The organism is Boudabousia tangfeifanii (assembly GCF_001856685.1).
Taxonomy (GTDB): Bacteria; Actinomycetota; Actinomycetes; order Actinomycetales; family Actinomycetaceae; genus Boudabousia; species Boudabousia tangfeifanii.
Genome location: NZ_CP017812.1, coordinates 234940 through 250187, shown reverse-complemented (window position 1 = coordinate 250187; position 15248 = coordinate 234940). Strand labels below are relative to the sequence as shown.

Annotated in this window: 11 protein-coding genes, 1 tRNA gene and 1 other RNA gene; 3 read left to right on the top strand and 10 right to left on the bottom strand. The window is 54.6% G+C overall.

Features of this window, described 5'->3' with window-relative positions:
- Positions 1–32: 32 nt before the first annotated feature.
- From BK816_RS09520 to BK816_RS00855, 4 genes are all read right to left on the bottom strand, one after another.
- Positions 33–3797 carry a DNA polymerase III subunit gamma and tau gene (locus tag BK816_RS09520; RefSeq protein WP_083378963.1) on the bottom strand — a complete coding sequence of 1255 codons (3765 nt, stop codon included), beginning with the start codon at positions 3795–3797 and terminating at the stop codon, positions 33–35.
- Between the two features lie 66 nt (positions 3798–3863).
- An RNA gene (ffs, locus tag BK816_RS00865) (signal recognition particle sRNA small type) lies at positions 3864–3959 on the bottom strand.
- A gap of 43 nt (positions 3960–4002) precedes the next feature.
- Complete coding sequence (locus BK816_RS00860) at positions 4003–5742, bottom strand: ABC transporter ATP-binding protein (RefSeq protein ID WP_071163489.1); 1740 nt, start codon at positions 5740–5742, stop codon at positions 4003–4005.
- Complete coding sequence (locus tag BK816_RS00855; protein WP_071163488.1) at positions 5739–7820, bottom strand: ABC transporter transmembrane domain-containing protein; 2082 nt, start codon at positions 7818–7820, stop codon at positions 5739–5741. Before BK816_RS00855 ends, BK816_RS00860 begins: the two co-directional genes overlap by 4 nt.
- Positions 7821–8401: 581 nt before the next feature.
- Between BK816_RS00855 and BK816_RS00845 the strand changes: the two genes are divergently transcribed.
- Positions 8402–8486, top strand: a tRNA-Ser gene (locus BK816_RS00845).
- 151 nt (positions 8487–8637) lie between these two features.
- Here BK816_RS00845 and BK816_RS00840 read toward each other — a convergent pair.
- Both BK816_RS00840 and BK816_RS00835 read right to left on the bottom strand, forming a co-directional pair.
- On the bottom strand, positions 8638–9480 hold the full coding sequence (locus BK816_RS00840; RefSeq protein ID WP_071163486.1) for a nucleotidyl transferase AbiEii/AbiGii toxin family protein: 843 nt from the start codon (positions 9478–9480) through the stop codon (positions 8638–8640).
- Positions 9477–10019, bottom strand: a complete 543-nt coding sequence (locus BK816_RS00835; RefSeq protein WP_071163485.1) for a type IV toxin-antitoxin system AbiEi family antitoxin domain-containing protein — start codon at positions 10017–10019, stop codon at positions 9477–9479. The genes BK816_RS00840 and BK816_RS00835 overlap by 4 nt, the downstream gene beginning before the upstream one ends.
- 238 nt (positions 10020–10257) lie before the next feature.
- Here BK816_RS00835 and BK816_RS00830 point away from each other — a divergent pair, with 238 nt between their 5' ends.
- Together BK816_RS00830 and BK816_RS00825 are read left to right on the top strand one after the other, a co-directional pair.
- Positions 10258–10566 carry a hypothetical protein gene (locus BK816_RS00830; protein ID WP_071163484.1) on the top strand — a complete coding sequence of 103 codons (309 nt, stop codon included), beginning with the start codon at positions 10258–10260 and terminating at the stop codon, positions 10564–10566.
- 130 nt (positions 10567–10696) lie between these two features.
- Positions 10697–11590, top strand: coding sequence for a hypothetical protein (locus tag BK816_RS00825; RefSeq protein ID WP_071163483.1), 894 nt, complete (start codon positions 10697–10699; stop codon positions 11588–11590).
- Between the two features lie 43 nt (positions 11591–11633).
- Here BK816_RS00825 and BK816_RS00820 read toward each other — a convergent pair whose 3' ends face one another.
- From BK816_RS00820 to BK816_RS00805, 4 genes are all read right to left on the bottom strand, one after another.
- Positions 11634–12341: a DNA alkylation repair protein gene (locus BK816_RS00820; protein WP_071163482.1), complete on the bottom strand. Its 708-nt coding sequence runs from the start codon at positions 12339–12341 to the stop codon at positions 11634–11636.
- A gap of 471 nt (positions 12342–12812) precedes the next feature.
- Positions 12813–13004: a hypothetical protein gene (locus tag BK816_RS00815; protein WP_156981953.1), complete on the bottom strand. Its 192-nt coding sequence runs from the start codon at positions 13002–13004 to the stop codon at positions 12813–12815.
- 7 nt (positions 13005–13011) lie between these two features.
- Entirely contained in the window at positions 13012–13689 is a 678-nt protein-coding gene (locus BK816_RS00810) for a response regulator transcription factor (RefSeq protein WP_071163480.1), read from the bottom strand.
- Between the two features lie 63 nt (positions 13690–13752).
- Positions 13753–15183, bottom strand: a complete 1431-nt coding sequence (locus tag BK816_RS00805; RefSeq protein ID WP_204377194.1) for a sensor histidine kinase — start codon at positions 15181–15183, stop codon at positions 13753–13755.
- Positions 15184–15248 lie beyond the last annotated feature (65 nt).

Below are 15248 nucleotides of genomic sequence, written 5' to 3'. Positions count from 1 at the left end.
CAGAGTTCCGCCAAGAGACGGTTTGGTGGCCGTCAGGATTCGATTACTTCCTCGATGATACTTGCGCCAAGGACTTCTGCCGCAATGGCAACGCCCGCAACCTCCGAGTCGCCTGTGTATTCTTCGTCCTCTTCCGAGATTAAGTACACTTCATCGTCAAAGGAGAAGGCCCCACCGGCTGGCGCACCCGCGTTAGTTTGCGGAGCAGCGGCACCGGCCATTCCTAGGTTCGTGTTGGCAGCGGAGAGATTTGAACCCTCATCAGCCTTTTCGGCTTCAGTTTCCGCCAAAAGTCGCTGCCACATGGGCAGGTCTTCGTCGCTCTGAGCACTTTGCGGCTTCCCGTTTCCGTTGCTGGCCGAGGACGAGCCGGCTGCGTCATCCCCGAAAGGATTAGCTGAGGCGAAAGCTGATACGCCACTATTGCCCAACTGGTTATCGGTTCGATCAGCATTCAGCTGGTTCTGGCGAGCCTGTGCCAATGCCTGTCCCCAAGCATCCGCCTCCGACAAAACCGGTTCTGGTTCTGGTTCTGGTCCCGGTTCGGGTGCGGGCTGAACAGTCGGTCCGGACTCGGGCTGGGTCTGAGCATCAGGTTCAGACGCAACTACAGGCTCGGGTGCTGGTGCGGGCTCAGCAGTCGGCTCCGGTGCGGGCTCAGGTTCAGACTGAGAAGCCAGTGCAGGTTCGGGCTGAGGCTCGGGTTCTGGTGCCACACCGACTTCAGGTTCAACTACAACGACAGGTTCAGGTTGGACGGCCGTGACCGGTTCCTGCTGAGTTTCTGGTTTAGGCTGAGCTTCGAACACAGGTTCAGGCTGAGGCTTAGGCGCGGAAGGTGCTGCAGCCTCTTCTCTTACCGGTTCAGGCTGAACTGCAGGAGCTACTACTGTTTCGGCAGTTACTTGCGAGTTAGTCGTCTCTGCGGATTCGGCTGAGTACTCTGCCGATGGTTCATTGGAGACCGCCGCGAACTCGGCCTGGTGGTTTTGGTCGTAGTTGGCAAAGGGGTCTGGTTCGGGTTCGGTTTTTGCTTGGCAACCGTTTTCGAATTCGACTCCCGTTTCGGGCAACTCGACTAGGTTTTCTGCCGAGGCGGCAAAAGCCTGTGGAGTAGTCTCTGCCAACGGGGTGTCTGCTGGAATTTCAGTTTCCGCGGCCATTACTTGAGCGGGCGACTGGCCTTCCTCAGTTTCACCGCTTTGACCAGCAGGCTGTTCTTCTGCCCCGAAATCGGCTGAGCGTTCTGCCAAAGATTCATCAGTGTCCAAGGCGGATTCTGGATGCAGTTCCACCTGTGCCTGTGGATCAACAGGAGCCTGTGGCGCAATATTCTGGGCGAGGTCGTCAGCACTATCGTCCTCGGTCACACTCTCAGTGCTTGCTTCCACCTGCGACTGATCGCTGTCATCTTGGTCTGTGTCATCCTGGTCGGCGGCAGTTGGAGTGACGTGTGCCGAGGCTAGGACTGGGGCGCTATCTGGGGTGTTTCCCGCTTCTTCATTGTTTGAGGAAGCGGGTTCAGTAGGGTTTGGCGAGGCCGCCTTTGCTTCCGAAATCATGGCGTGCAGTTGTTGTTCTGCCCCACCCTTAATTTCAACTTGGCGACCGAGTACCTTGGCCAGCCCCTGCAGTACGGCTGCTTGGTGTCGCTCAAGCTGAGCCACAATCATTGGGTTCGCCATCTCAATGTAAACCAAGCCGTCAACTACCTCGTATGGACGAGCATTCTGCTGCAAAAGCGTGCCAGCCACAATCGAGAACTCGCGAGTGGCTTCGATAATCTCTGGCCAACGAGCCTTCAAGGAACGCAGTAAATCAGCATCCCCACCTTGTGCTGTGCCAGCAGCACCTGCCGTAGCAGAGGCCTGCTCAGAGGTTGCGGGAGCTGGTGTGTCAGTCTTTGCAGACTCTGCGACCACCGGCGTTGACGTAGCCGCCGGCGTTGACGTAGCCTCAGTCGGCGCATTTGCCGGAGCAGTCTGCGTAGGCATCTCAGAAGCTGGCGAAAACACCGCCTCAACTGGTGCCGGTGGAACCACAGCCGAAGAAACGGACTCGCTTACCTCACGCTCAACTGACCGACTTTCAGCAGGCTGAGTTTCAACCGGCTTTGCCGCAGAATCAGACTCCCCTCGCTGGCTTTCGGCCTCAGGTGAAGTACTTTCTGGCATTGCGGCCGGACTCTGGAAGGACTGGCTTTCTGGCACCACCGTCTGGTTTTCGGGCGCCTGCGCCGCCGGCTGAGCTGGCTGAGCAGGCGGATTGTCCTGAGCGGGTTGCGGAGCAACAGGTCCTGACGACTGACCAACCGGCGCATCAGTCACTGATTCACTGGTAACTGCGGGTACTGGCATGGCCGGGCTAGGTGCGGGAGTTGATCCGGCCGTGTTTTGGCTTGGCGTCGATTGCGGGGCAACCGCAGGTTCCTGCGCGGCCGCAATCGGCTCGGGGAACTCAGGTTCAGCCGATGCCGTCTTTTCCTCTTGGTTTCGCTGGAAAGAGGCCTTAATACTGGCCAAAGGATCGGAAAGATCGTCATCCTCAGCACCACTAACCGAAGCGGCGGTTACCGTACCAGCACCACCCACGTTAGCGTTGCTGGCCGAGGGCGTAACCTGCCCCGATTGGGCCGACGGGGCTCCGCCAGCATTACCGGCGGGCACGGCAGAAGCAGCGGGGGCGGCCGGGAATTGTTGTTTGGCCACCATGATGCGAGCCAGCAAGAGCTCCAGCAGCAAGCGAGGCGAGGTAGCCCCAGTCATGTTGGTGTACGCTTCCGCAGTTAGGTCGGCCGCCGCGGAAAGAGGACCTGGTCCCCAAAGGGCTGCCTGAGCACGCATCCGCTCGATTGCGTCCTGCGGCAAAGTAGCAAAAATGCCTTCACTGGCTTGAGGTGCCACCGCCATGATCACTAGGTCGCGCAAACGTTGCAAGAAATCTTCCACAAAGCGACGTGGGTCGTGGCCCGAGTCAACCAGGCGTTCCACTAGGTTGAACACCATGGCCCCATTACCTTCGCCAAGGGCCATGACAGTGTCGTCAAGGAGTGCCGAGTCGGTGTAGCCCAAAAGTGCTACTGCCCGCTCGTAGGACACGTGACCGTCCTCGGCCCCAGCCATTAGCTGGTCAAGGACCGACAAGCTGTCACGAACCGAACCGCCACCGGCGCGAACCACTAGGCCGAGGACGCCCTCGCCCACGGAAATCCCTTCCGAGGTGCAAAGCTGTTCCAAGTATTCCTGCAACACTGGTGGTGGTACCAGACGGAACGGGTAGTGGTGGGTGCGGGACTTGATCGTGCCGAGCACCTTGTCTGGTTCAGTGGTCGCGAAAACAAATTTCACGTGTTCTGGCGGTTCTTCCACCAGTTTCAGCAAAGCATTGAAGCCCTGCTGGGTGACCATGTGGGCCTCGTCCAGAATGAAAATCTTGTAGCGGTCGCGAGCAGGGGCGAAAGCGGCACGTTCGCGCAATTCGCGGGCGTCGTCAACACCGTTGTGGCTGGCTGCGTCGATTTCTACCACGTCGATGGAGCCGGGACCGCCAGTGGCTAGCTCACGGCAGGAATCGCACTCGCCACAGGGAACGTCAGTGGGTCCCTTGGCACAGTTTAGGCAGCGCGCCAGAATACGAGCAGAGGTGGTTTTACCGCAACCGCGCGGGCCTGAGAACAGGTAGGCGTGGTTGATGCGCCCCGAGCGCAAGGCAGCTTGCAAAGGGTCGGTGACGTGCTCTTGGCCAATCACTTCCGCAAATGTCTGGGGGCGATAACGACGGTACAACGCAGTGCTCATAGCCAATACCTTAACCGGTATCGAAACGCCACGCCGACCCAATTAGCGAACAGTGGAAAAAGTGGACATAAAGAATCCCCGCGTACCCATCAGAGCGCCCTTATCCTTGCTGCCTTCCGGCCCTGGGGAGGTTCGGACGATAACGTCACGCGAGGATCCAGTATTAGTTTAACTCGCCATCGGGCTAGTCGTCTAGTCGTTGGGACTATTCATTAGCCCACGCCTGCCAGAGTTTGGCGTAATGCCCACCTTGTGCGACGAGCTCATCATGACTGCCCAACTCCGCGATTTGCCCGTTTTCCATCACGCAAATGCGGTCGGCATCTTGGGCGGTGAACAGACGGTGCGCAATCATAATGACGGTACGTCCCGCCAGGACTCGTTCTAGCCCCTGCTCGATTTCACGGGCCGAGGTCGGGTCCAGCATGCTGGTCGCCTCATCCAGAATCAGCGTGTGCGGGTCCATCAATACTAGTCGGGCCAGTGCCACCTGCTGGGCACGGGCGGCATTCAAGGTCAGTTCCCCCGAACCCAACTTGGTTTCCAAGCCCTCATGGGTGGTCACGAGTTCCCGAGCCCACTTGGCCCCGACCACGTCAAGGGCCTCCCACAGTTCCTCGTCTGTGGCCTCGGGCTTCACCAACCGCAAGTTAGCGGCGAGCGTGTCCGAGAAAATGTGGTGTTCTTGCGTGACGAGGGCGACCTGGGCACGGCGGGCGTCCTCGGCCAGCGCAGCAATCGGCGCCCCACCAACTAGCACCTGACCGCCCGAAGGTTCGTCGATACCAGCCAACAGGCGCGCCAGAGTAGACTTGCCAGCACCCGAGGTGCCAACAATGGCGAGGCGCTCCCCCGGCGCCAAATTAAGCGAAACTTGGTGCAGCACTTCGGGACCGTTGCCGTAGGCGAAGGACACCCGATCTAGTTCCCACTCTCGACCCGCGGGGGCCAAGTCGTGGTCATACTCGGCTGGCGGCACCAATCCCACCCCGAAGATACGGGCGAAAGAAACTTTCGCGCTTTCTACCACGTCAATCCAGAACGTGAACTCGCTAATCGGTCCTTTCAACGTGAACACGTACAAGAAAATTGTGGAGATTTCCCCGATTGTGACCACCCCGTAGGAGTAAAGGAAGCCACCCCAGGCGATCACCAACAGTAGCGGCGAGAGCAAAAGCAGCATAATGCCGCCAAGTAAGCCCACGCGCAACCAGGCAGTGTAGCGTTCGTTGTTCAGGTTGTTTTCAATCAGGGTGCGCAGTTGAGCGCGACGCAAAGGCACCATGCCCAGTGCTTCAATCGTGTCAATCTGTTCCACGTTCTCGGAAATGTGGCCATTTTGGGTGGCGAAAACTGAACTTTCGGTCCGGTAGGCTGGGACGGCCCGCGGGAAGTACCAGCGTCCCAAAAAGTACATGAACACTAGGTTCAGCAGTAGAACCGGAGCAAGTTTCCACGAGGTGGTAAAAGCCACCGTGTAGGTTGCCAAAACCACCGCCACAATGGCCAATACTTCGGAAAGGCCGCGGCGCAAGAAGAAGCTGATCTTGTCTACGTCGTGGCTGACGCGCCCCAACAGATCGCCGGTGCCCGCGCTTTCCACCAGCCCTAACGGCATGGAAAGCAGGCTGGTGACCAGCTGGTTTCGCAGTCCCATGAATACTCGTTCGGACATGATGCGGCTGGAGTATTCGGCAATATACGAAAGGACAATCATGGTGATTGCCATCGCGGCAAAAAGCCACAGGTAGCGCATAACCACCTCGGAGGTGGTGCCGGCTTTGACTTGGTCGATCAGTTTCCCGACGAGCCAGGGCATGGCCACTGCGGCGAGGGCGGCTCCTAGCTGGGTGAGGGTGGTCAGAGTCAGCAGTCCTTTATGGACTTTGGCGAGTTTAAGAACTTCTTGGCGAACTTGTTTGTCGCTGGCGACTGGGAGTTTCATGCGTTCCCTCCAATCCGGCGTAGGACCTGTCGGTAGGCTTCACTGGTTTCCCATAGTTCTTGGTGGGTGCCAGTGGTGGAGTTACCGTCCTCGGACACGAATACAACTTGGTCGGCTAGGTGCGCGAGGACGGGGCTGGCACTGACCACAATGGTGGTTTTGCCTTGGCGCACTTGCTGCAAGGAGCTGGCTACTCGGGCCTCAGTGTTGGCGTCCAGGGCCGAGGTCGGGTTGACCAACAGCAGCGTGGGCGCGTCCTGAGCTAGAGCGCGGGCCAGTGAAACTCGCTGGCGCTGGCCACCGGAAAGGTTGCGTCCCTTTTCGGCGATCTGGCCGTCCAAACCGTGTTTTAGTGAACCGAGGACGTCACCACAGGCGGCATGGTCGAGTGCCGCCAATAGTTGCGGATCACGGTCGGTTTTTTGACCATCGGGTAGACGCAATTCGCTCTCATCGAGGTCGGTACGGATCTGGTCCCAGGCCATCGCTTGTTCCACCGGCAGTGGCTTGGTCGGCCGTGCTTGAGGCCCAAGCACGGCACTGCGCAAGGTGCCGGCGAAAAGTCCGGCCTCGCCATGTGAATACAGGACTTGGCGACGCACCCAACGTAGCGGCAGCCGCGACAAACGTAGCGCCGAATCGGAGCCACTTTCGTTTGGATTGCCCTGACGCCAAGTGACGTCACTTTCGGGGGTAAGAGCCGCTAGACGGGAGGCTAGTTCTTCGCCAGTTTTTTCTGCCGCGGGAACTACCACGGTGAACTGGCCAGCCGGATAGGTCGAATCGGTGGTGGGATCATGCAGGGTGCCGAGTTGTTCGGGCGAGCCGGCGACGTCCTCGGCCATAAATTCCACGTTTTCCCAGGTTAGAGGCACTTGGTAGAGCTTGAGCACGCGACGGGCGGCAACCTGTGCCATGGGGATGAAACGAATCATGTTATCCAAGCGTCCCACCACCAGGTTGATGGCACGGGTGAGGCCGAAAAACGCCACTAGCTGCCCTGCTTCTAGGTTTCCTTGGAACACCTGTTGGGAGCCAACCGCCAGCACCAGCGCAGTAATTACCGCATTGGAGGCGATGGAGGTTAATTCCGCCGCCGCATTCCAGGGGGCGAGGATGATACCTTGGTCGCAAACCTTTTGGGATTGCCCCAAGTATCGCTGCAGGTACTGTTTTTCTCCGCCGAGGCCGCGCAGGATGCGCAAACCCATCACGGCATCGTTAGCGATCGAGGTCAGTTCACCATTGGTGTCACGCAAAACATCGAGTCGCTTCTGGATGGGTTTGAGGAGCAAGATTTTCGCTAGGGTGAAGAAGGGGACACTGATAAGGACAACTAGGCCCATCAGCATTGAAACCCCCAGCATGTACCAGGCCAAAACCGCGGCAATTACCACTGCCCCGATTGCTTGAGAAATGGATTCAAGGAAGAAGCCGATGGTGAAGGAGTCTTCGTCCACTGTGCGGATCACGTCCCCGGGGGACAGTTCAGCGTTGACGGCTCGCCCGTTGACAATGGATTGGTGTGCCGACAGCTGACAAGAGTCGTAGGCGGAGCGGGTGGCAAACAGGTAACCAACTTCTTGCCCAGCCCCGTCCGCGAATGCCGAAATCAAAATGGCAAGCAGCAGGATTAGTCCGGGCCAGAGCAGCGCTGACGAGAGCCCATGATTAATGAAGGCGTCTAGCAGGTTGCCTCCGGCAATGGGCAGCCAACTCACAGCACTGTAGGTCAAAAACACGACGAGGACGTGCGGGATGGCCATTTTCCAGTTTCGTTTGAAAGTGAGCCAATACAGGTGTGGCCGACTCTTCGGGATAGGCATCCCTTGACCGAAAGGAATCGGCTGGTAAATGCTGCCCCACTTAGGTTCGCGAGCCACTGGTGCCAGAGTCAACTGCTCTTGTTTGGCCACGCTGAGGTAGTCCAGCTTGCCAAATGATTTCTGGCCAAGCGCCTCTGAGACGGGTGGCGTTTTGGGTGGCGCTATAGATGTCGCTCCCGTAGTTTCTTGGGAGTTTCCGGCACTTGGCATAGTGTTACCAGGCGGGAAGGAGGTGTTTTCTTGGGAAGACATGAAGACCTCGATTTAACTGAATTAGATGAGTCGTAGAAAGGTAGCCCAGGGGCGCAAAGAAAGAACCGAAAACCAAAGCGCTCGAAAAAGAAGGCGATTTTGTGCGGCTAATTTTGCACAGAGTTCACCAGTAAAAAATTTTCGAACCTTTGCGAAAACAAATGGATCGGCGGCTAAAAGCCTGGGCTGGAGCGTTCCGGCGGTGGTTGGGTCCAAATCCAACCCCACACGCGTTTTCCTACTGAAAATCAGTTAAATAGTAGAGTGTTCACGAAAAATAGATTACAAAGCATACAAGTGTGACGCAAGTCGTAATCACCATTTGTCTGGCCGAGGACGCGATCTTTCGTGGGCGAGCCATCACTAAAAAGTCCTGGTCGAGGACGCGATCTTCGTGGGCGAGCCATCACTAAAAAGTGCAGACCATGGGCGATATGACAGCAGCCTAAAGTACGACCTTTTAGCTAGCGCTACCCCACCACAAAGCGCCAGCTTTTGCGGCTTTTACGCAAGTGCGGCCAATTTAACTATTTTCCGTTTCGCGTCTGTGCGCTTTTTCCGGTAGTATTTTCCCTTGTTCAGGAGCATTCGCCTAGTGGCCTATGGCGCACGCTTGGAAAGCGTGTTGGGTGCAAGCCCTCGGGGGTTCGAATCCCCCATGCTCCGCTACTGACCCCGCTATTTCATTGAGATAGCGGGGTTTTTGCTTTTTAGGCTTGTCATCCTTTCAGACCTACCTTTGGGCTAATGCTGAAAGTTAAAAGTGGATTAAAGGACAAAATGGAGGCATTTTTCGCTGCATTCAAACCAGACTTTCCTATAGTGAATTTTCAGATGCAGAAGTTATTTGCGAGATTAGATTGTTCGTCCACGCTAGCGCTTCATGAACGGTTGGCAAAACGTCTAGTTCTTGCGCGGCTTCCTCATAAAGTTGCGGCCAATCTTTGCCAGAAGAAATAGTTGGTGGCCAGGACTGTTGTTTTCGGTACCTGAATAGTCGGGAACAGGTTGTTGCTACCTGTGAAAAATCAAGATCTTCTTCCGCAGATACAAGCAATTGGAGGTCTACTAAGTCCCTCGCACGGTCACTTCCAGGGCTTGATACTGCATGAAGTTTTTGGGCGATTTGATGACCACTCCTCATCACAGGGACCGGCTTAGGATTTTCCAAACCTAGTTCTGCAAATAGCTCAACCAGTTCTTTTGAAATCCGATATTCTGGGTCATCAGTGTCACCTATTTCGTTATGGCCAAGCTCGAAACTAACCGTACACCAAGATCTACCTTTGTAATCTAGTTTTACCTCAAAGGGCTGCATAACATACGCTGAAGGAATTCCTGCGGGCTTTGGCGGAGACTTTTTTACCAAACGTCCAGTAAAGCCAGCCCACCCGTAAGCTAGAGAAGATTCAAAATCGCTTCGAAATTTTTCCATAGATTTCACTCGGGCAGCGTCAAGATCGCGAGTAAATCTTGTGTTACGGCCATAGCGCAAAGCCATAGCACTACCGCCCTTAACAGCGCCTTCAGGAAGCATTTGGCTAACAACAACCAGAGCCATCGCGATACGACGACGTTGCACTAAACCGGCGTCTTTCTCAAGATTGCGTATGCGCTGTTCCAGTGAGCGCACGCTCGGCGGAATATCATCATATTTCATGAACGTAACCCCTTCTGAACCTGCCGATACTCAGATGCGGTTAACAGACCTTCTTTTCTTGCTTGCCTGACAGCGTCACGAAGTCTCACAGTTTCGATCCGACCACGGCACTCAAGAATAGCGTCAGCGACCGGTTGAGACGCCAACCCTTCGTAGTAGGTAGTCCGCGCTTTTGACTTTACTTGCAAAATTTCCATAAATGGTGGAATCTTCACGCGAATACGACGGGGTGCAGCAACTTTTATTTTGCGTGGATTAACATCAGCTAGGCCGAACAGGGACAAGACAGATTCGCCGTGTAAGTACGCCCCGTCTCCAACCCTCAATAATGCTTCAGCAAATTGCTCATAAGGAGAAGGCGGGGCATCTGTAAGACGATAAATACCGTAAGTGACGTTCTCAAACCCACCTCGAGCCGCTAACTTGGGAAGTTCAACCGCGGGAACACCCGCTTCTACCGCATCTTTGGTTGTTACGAAACCATATTGATCACGGGCAATCTCACGCAATACGTCACGATATTTAACCTTTGTTGCCATGGCCAAACTATACCAAAAACAGTATAGTTTTGACAATATAGGTTGTTCTTCACTATTTCCTCTAATCTTTCCGCCATTCTCGATCTTTTGGAAAAATGCACTCGTTTCCCGGTATATCCCCGGTATGAAAATTGCATTTAGATTTAGAGAAATTACCCCGAAGGTTTTGCGAATCGTACCTTTTAGCCTGTCTGCGGTACTCTGTTGGGGAAGATTGAATGTAGCCTAAGGAGCTTTTGTGCCCGAGTTTTCAGCTTTTGATCGCCAGCGCGATTTTCCAATCTTGCCTTTTTTGCTTGGTTGGTTTGTCCTTTTGGTGGCGTTTTTGTTTATCCCGGTCCCGGTGATTTCTTTGGCTGCTAACGCTAGTTTTTGGCCGGTTGGCTACTATGTTTTGGCGCTTTTGCTCGCTTTGGCTGCGATTCCTTTAGCCGCGAATATGTTCAATAATGATCAGAAAGTTATGGGCATTGTCACCTTGGGTGCGGACGGTTTATTCATCATCTACTTGTGCTATTTGCTCGTGCTTAATCTGATCCAGCTATAACCCCTTTTCTGTGACGAAAGCTACTTTCGAGTAGAATTGTAGGTCCAAGGAGGCGTCAACCTTCTCGTGGATGCCTCTCCACCGAGGTTCTTTTAGTTCTTGGTGATCGTTCAATTTTAAGGAGGCAACGATGGATCAGAACGAAAAATCGACTTCGAAACTTGTTTGGTTATATCTGTTGTTAGCGGCCGTGGTTTTGGCTGCCTTGTTTGGCGCTTGGCGTTTCGGCTATTCCCAGGGTGAATCTTTTGGCAAGGATTCTGTTGCTGCGCCCCCGATTGCACCAGCACCAGCGCCCTCGATCAGCGAAACCCCAGCTCCCCCGACAACTCCGACTGCCGAAGCCCCCACTTCCGAGGGCGAGGATGGCAAGCAGCCAACTCCTGACGAGGGAACTTCAGCGGATACGATTCAGCTTCCTCGTTCTGGCAAGGCCACCGAACGTAATGCGGAAACTCATGAAATGCCGATGATTGGGGCGACCCCGTTCGCCTTCGAGGATCAGTTGCGGGCGATGGAAGCGGTGGATGATGCCTTCATTAAGCGTTGGGGAATTAAACCTATGACTCCCAAGACTGCGGTTTTGCCGTATGCGAAGGAGGCTGGTGTTCCTTCTGAGATGGACGCGGCCGCCCGAAATCCTTACTTGGCAAAACTGTGCGAACCAAAGCTCGATAAGTTAGAGCCGGACGATTTCCTATTCAAGCTCTGTATGGGTTCAACCAATATGGCGATGCACGGTGACGACTGGTGGTCAGCTCTTCTAACTCGCCAATGCTCGGAGGGAAACGAGGCCGCCTGTAAGCGCCAAACCGTACTGGGTTACGGTCTGCTAGCACACCTGATGGCCAGCAAGGTTAAGGATCCCAATGCGGAACCGCTAAAGAATGTGGACCAGAAACTGGTCGAGGCATGCCGTGAGGATAACTATGATGCCTGCTTGCAACTGCTGAAAGACACTGGTGAATTCCGGGAAGATTTCGGCGACATTAGTGGCGCTAACGATCCCAAAGAAAAGGACTAAGGTGCTTGCTTGAGCTGCCTAGCCTGGTGCCGCTTGAGCAATTCTAAGCTTTAGTTTTCTGCCGTAGTTCCTTTGCCCAGGCTAGGTCTGCGGGCGGGGTTTTGCGGCTTTCACAGATTTTCCGCAAAGCTAGCTGGCGCACGGGGACGCCCACTTGTTCGTCCTCGGCCAGCAGTTCCCGGACCAGTTCTGGGTAGCGTTCGAATGCGGCCTGTAGGTACCAGCCAGCAGCCATATTAACGTAGTACTCGTCGCTAGATAAGTGAGCGATTCGGGTGACCTCAGCGGTGGCGGCCCCGACTTTTCGCAGCATTAGCAGGTGTGCCACCACGCCAAGGCGTCGCACATAGGTCCGCTCATCATCGAGCCAAGTTTGCGCCAATTTCAGTAGATCGGCCGAATGTATTTTCAGGATTTTTGGGCCGAGGGCGTCCACCACCATCCAGTTATCCAAGAATGGCAGAAAATCGGTGATTTGTTCGGCCCAAAGGTCGTAGTTTTTCTGCTCGTTAAGCAATAGCATGTGCAAAATATCTTCTTCCACAAACCGGTGCGGAAGCGTAGTCAAGAAAGCGGGCACCACCTCGGTGCTATTTTCTCGATCGGCACCCAGCAAATCTTTGACAAGTTGCCGCAGGTTACCCATGCGAATGCCCAAAAATCGCGCAGGATCTAAAGTGGGCACCAGCTTGGCATTAAAAGCCGCATGCTTCGGTTCCGCCAAAGCATGCAAATCAAATTGGACTTTCAAATATTTCACCCCTAGTCCGAGCGGGAAGCTTTCACCCGAAAATCGTTAATATAACAACATTAGTTTGACTTTTTTACTCACTTGCACGATTCTTTATTAAAGAAGAAGAGAGTGGAAGCAAATGCATCCACTCCCCTCTCTCTAAATGTAAAAACTACATGAATCACTCACTACTTTGATTCCTTTACAGTAGTTTTTGGATGGGATTTACCGTATCGGCTTGACACAAACCTACCTGTTATAGCCGAGCGGTAAACTCCGCTTTGCTTTCCTTTTGACATGAGACACCTCCTTTCAAAATTCATTGAAGAAATCTGACTCGAGTTACTATACTCCACCATCCAACAAAAACCACTATATCTTGCCGCGTGTCAAACACAGAACCACAACATATTGTTGTTGCGACATTAATTATTAACTAAATTCTAAAGTGTTAACGAATATGAGTACGTTTTCATCTGTAGACACTCATTATTCATTTTCAAATACTTTCATCTTTTTGGCGAAGAACCAGACCACCCCAAGATAAGCAATATTCGCAACCACAAACAAAATGGTTCTTAGCACGCTGGGAGTATCGAAAACGGCGGTTGCCAACGGGGCAAACATGAGCAGCCAAAACCCCAAAAGCAGTAAAACCGCAACTTTGGCTCTATCCATCATGGTCTTCCTACCAAGGGGCGTTGGTGGCGGAAAGGTAGGCGAGGACGGCGCGGACTCGACGGTTATCTTCCCCAGGCCCAAGACCAAGTTTCATGAACACATTGGCCACATGTTTAGAAACTGCGGCCGGTGAAAGAAATAGTTTCTCGCCGATTTGGGTGTTTGATAGACCTTGAGCCATCATTTCTAGCACTTCTTTTTCCCGCGGGGTGAGTCCGCCCAACCGGTGGTTTTTGCCGGCGATAAGTTGGGTGGCAACCTCGGGGTCAACCACGACTCCCCCAGCGGCGACCACTTGTAGGGACTGGACAAAGTCGGCCACCCGCGAGACTCGATCTTTTAGCAGATAGCCGAGGCCGCCAGAACCGCTATCTCGTTCAGTAAAGAGGGAAGCAGCATACTCGCTGGCCACATATTGCGAAAGAATCATCAACGACAGATGCGGGTACTTTTCCCGCAATTTCACTGCAGTCACGATGCCGTCATCGCGCATGTTTGGGGGCATGCGAACATCAGTAATCACCACATCAGGCAGCCCTGCTTCACTGTTGGCAGCAGCTTCCACTGCCGCTTCTAACGCGGTAGCGTCCTCGACCTGAGCAATCACTTCGTTTCCCAGACGTTCGAGCAGTCCCACTAGTCCTTCGCGTAGCAAACTGGCGTCATCCGCAATGATTAGCCGCATCTTGCCTCCTTCAAGTCGTATCGCCTCAAGTCTATGCCAAATATTGGGACGAGAATCTAACAGTTAATGCAAGTCCGGATTTGCCCAAACAGCCAGGTCGGCCGCAATGGTGGCTTGCCCTTGATCCACCAAGAGCGGGATCTCAGCCAAAATCTGAGTGGGTCCGCCAATCGGGGAAACAATCCGCAAATGACCGCCGAAAGTTTCCAAACGCTGCACCAGCCCTGACAGGCCACCATGATTGGTTGGGCGAGCCCCACCTGGACCCTCATCCACCACCGAAATGCGCAGATGAGTATCCACCGTCAAAAGTATTGAAACGGGTGCTCCTGGCGCATACTTGTGCGCATTAGTCAGCGCCTCACTAACCACATAGAAGCCCGCCGCTTCAACCCCAGGCGGCAAGCTGGGTAGCGAGTGCGGCACATGCACAGTCACTGGGTTAGCACTACGCGCCGCCACATCACGCACGGCTGCTTCCAACCCGCGGTCCACCAGCACCTGCAAATGTACCCCGCGCACCGTACGTCGCAAAGCAACCAGCGCTTCTTCAGTGGTGTCTTGCGATTCGCGCAAAAGTTTACTGGCCTGCGACACGAGCTCGGCCGAGGATTCTGGCTGCGCACCGGCCATCTGAAGCATCAATTCAGCCTCGCCCACTTTCATCGCCGAGGCCACCAAAAACTGTTGCGCCCCATCATGTAAATCACGTTCAATCCGGCGACGCTCGATCTCAAAAGCGTCCACGATTGCGCGACGGGAAGCCTGAATTTCCAACAGTGCGGAAGTCGAGTTTGTCGTTGGCTGTAGCCCAAACCATGTCACCGCCAACAGTGACAAGAAAAAGACCTCGACCAGCCACCAAATAATCAACAGGTAGAAAGCCCAAAAAGTTTGTCCCACCGAGGCGTCGCTCAACCCCAACCAATCCCCCAAGAAAGGCTCGAGAGAACGCACAATCGCCTCGCCCGGCCACAAGGCCAAAACCACCGTCAGTACTTGAACCGCCACCACCAGGAGAGTCATTATCCAAGTGCTGAGCGGCAAAATGTCCGCCGAATACGCCTGCCAAAACCACCTAGTTTGGCTTAATGTGCGCCCTTTGGGTCGCCCCAACTGAGCAGTCATAGTTTTCGTGTCAGTGACCGCCAAAGTGGGATCAGCCTGCGAAAGGCTAGGATCGAGGTCGCGCAAAAACTGTGAAACCATCGAGGTAAGTGAGGGGCGCCAACGCGCACCCAAACGAAGAATCCGCAACCACGCCAAATGCGCCCGGCGAGCCACCCAAGGCAATAACGGCCAAAGTAGCAACCCCCAAAAGAGGAACCACCACGCCCAGAGGGTCACCAAAATCGGCATTACCAACCACGAGAACCAGCCGGCCCTGCCCCACCATTCCCGCAGCTCGTACCGAGGGCGGGCATCCGAAACCTGTGCAGCCTGACGGGCATCCGAAACCCGCACAGTTTCAGGCTTTTTGGCCGACGGCGTCATAGCTGCTCCTTCAAAACTGCATGGTAGAGCTAGCTCTACCTTAAATTCGGTAGCTGGCTGAAGCC

What these genes read in the sequence shown, in the direction of transcription:
- BK816_RS00825 (WP_071163483.1), top strand. Translation starts at nt 10,697, where the DNA reads ATGGATCAGAACGAAAAATCGACTTCGAAACTTGTTTGGTTATATCTG.
- BK816_RS00815 (WP_156981953.1), bottom strand. Translation starts at nt 13,004, where the DNA reads ATGATGGATAGAGCCAAAGTTGCGGTTTTACTGCTTTTGGGGTTTTGG.
- BK816_RS00805 (WP_204377194.1), bottom strand. Translation starts at nt 15,183, where the DNA reads ATGACGCCGTCGGCCAAAAAGCCTGAAACTGTGCGGGTTTCGGATGCC.
- BK816_RS00810 (WP_071163480.1), bottom strand. Translation starts at nt 13,689, where the DNA reads ATGCGGCTAATCATTGCGGATGACGCCAGTTTGCTACGCGAAGGACTA.
- BK816_RS00860 (WP_071163489.1), bottom strand. Translation starts at nt 5,742, where the DNA reads ATGAAACTCCCAGTCGCCAGCGACAAACAAGTTCGCCAAGAAGTTCTT.
- BK816_RS00840 (WP_071163486.1), bottom strand. Translation starts at nt 9,480, where the DNA reads ATGAAATATGATGATATTCCGCCGAGCGTGCGCTCACTGGAACAGCGC.
- BK816_RS09520 (WP_083378963.1), bottom strand. Translation starts at nt 3,797, where the DNA reads ATGAGCACTGCGTTGTACCGTCGTTATCGCCCCCAGACATTTGCGGAA.
- BK816_RS00855 (WP_071163488.1), bottom strand. Translation starts at nt 7,820, where the DNA reads ATGTCTTCCCAAGAAAACACCTCCTTCCCGCCTGGTAACACTATGCCA.
- BK816_RS00835 (WP_071163485.1), bottom strand. Translation starts at nt 10,019, where the DNA reads ATGGCAACAAAGGTTAAATATCGTGACGTATTGCGTGAGATTGCCCGT.